The sequence below is a fragment of the Leptospira idonii genome (assembly GCF_004770995.1).
GTDB lineage: Bacteria > Spirochaetota > Leptospiria > Leptospirales > Leptospiraceae > Leptospira_A > Leptospira_A idonii.
Map to the genome: position 1 here is coordinate 1 of NZ_RQHW01000063.1, position 2,127 is coordinate 2,127.

General features: G+C 36.7%; 1 protein-coding gene. It reads left to right on the plus strand.

The window, feature by feature from the left end; translation table 11 throughout:
* Positions 1 to 1,558 (plus strand): polymorphic toxin-type HINT domain-containing protein (locus EHS15_RS16110; RefSeq protein ID WP_246052237.1); only part of this gene is annotated, 1,558 nt, incomplete at its 5' end.
* Positions 1,559 to 2,127 lie beyond the last annotated feature (569 nt).

Below are 2,127 nucleotides of genomic sequence, written 5' to 3' on the forward strand. Positions count from 1 at the left end.
GGATTGGAAGGCTGGTATTGCTACTTCTCAAGCTTCCAGCAGAGAAGCGATGCAAAAAATCTCTGAGAGCGTTCATCTTAAAGCCAAAGAACTAGATACCGCTAAACGAAAGTGGGCGGAAGCTAATGGTGGAGTCCTTCCTGAAGGCAAGAGCTGGGATGACTTAACTGATGACGAGAAAGAAGCTGTCATTCAGAAGGCATCTGCGAAAAAGAACGGTATGGCAGAACGAACTCAGCACTTATCTAGAGATGACATCTTTGAGAGAATTGGTGGATCTATCTCCGATTTTGCAGATCAACTAGATGGGAAGTATGGGGATCATTCTGGTGTTATTGAGTATGATAAAGATGGTAAACCTGTCTTCGTTGCTAAAACTTGTTTTGTTGCTGGGACTAAAGTCCATACCAAAGACGGACTTAAGAACATTGAAGACATTCAAGTCGGCGATATCGTGCTCTCATGGAACGAAGAGACTCGAAAATTTGAGTATAAAGAAGTTTATGAATTATTTGTTCATGAAGTAGAGTTATTGTTTGATGTAGAGATAAATGACAATGAAATACTTCAGACAACGTGGAATCACCCTTTCTGGGTAGTAGGTAAGAATGCTTGGGTAGAGGTGAAAGACCTTCAAGTAGGAGACATCGTTCTACTTAAGGAAGGCAAAGAGGTTCCTATCACAGCAATTCGCTTCTACAACATTCAGCCTACTAAAGTCTATAACTTCGAAGTCAGGGATAATCATAGTTATCTTGTCGGCGAAGATGGGGTTCTAGTGCATAACTATGAAATTCCAATTCATACAGAAATAACAAGAGCTGCGCTTCAAGGAACAGGCCTCAGTGAAGAAGATATAGATGCTATAATTGCAGCAAATCATGGACAAGATGCGGCTCAAAATCACATGCTACATCCTGAATATCACTTTGATGCATTAGCTAATTTTGATGCAGTCATTGCTAATTTCCAAAATTACATAGATCCTCAAAGAAACGCAATGCAAACTGGCTCAAGAGCGGATCGGCTTGCGGCACTTGGAAGGATTTCTCATGGAGTTCAAGATTTCTACTCACATTCAAATTATTTAGAATTATGGGCACAAGAAAATAACATTGCAGATTTAGATTCAATAGACGGATCAAATATTCCTCTTTTTAGTGAGGTTATGAGAGATACATCAGGCAAACATACTCAATTTAGAAATTTACTCCAAACAGATCTTCGTACAGGATATTTTAGAGTAGTTGGATGGGGACAGACAGATATTGGTGACTTAAATGACGATCCTAACTCGCATAGTCAGATGCATAAAGATAGGCCTGGTAGGCCTGGCCATGCAGCTTCGAGAAATTTAGCAGAGAGGCAAACTAAATATGAATTTAATACCTATTGGAAAGAACCCATAGTAACTACTCCGCAACCAAAACCAGTAATCCCATTAAATATTACTAATAAGCAATGTGGATTAAATATGTCTTGCTTGAATCAAGAAAACAATAACCCATGTGGTTTAGTTATGTCTTGTAGTAAAATAGACTTGATTCAAGGCCACTAAGGGAAATTTTATGAGCAATATCTTAATTAAGGTTAATTTATTAAAACTAAAAGAAAAAATATTGAAATATTGTAAAACATTCTACTTTATATATTCAATTTTAATTTTTATCTCTATGTCGATTAGTTCTCTCTACTACTCTTTTTACTTAGACCTAATCGGGGATGGGATTGAAAGGAGTAAGCTTTTCGGAGCAATAACTTTAGTCCTATCCTTTATATCATTTTTACAGATTGTTTTTTATCACAAGCAATTATATAAATATAGTATCTTTACTTGTTTGATGAACTTATTCTTAATGTTTTATCTAGGTGGAGTCTCTATGATTAAGCTTATGTTATTAAAATTAATTAATCTGTAATGATCCTTGTGGACTTACCCCCTTGCAAACCACACAGTCAGCTAGCTCCTAAATAATAGGAGTAAAACTATGAATACTACTAGTAGTAGTGAACCGATCCATGTAATCACATCGGTTCAACGAAGAAGAACTAGTTCCTCAATCTGAAGTTAAAAAACTCGAACAAAGAATCAAAAGTCTGGAACGCATGCTCGGTAGAAAGACGGAA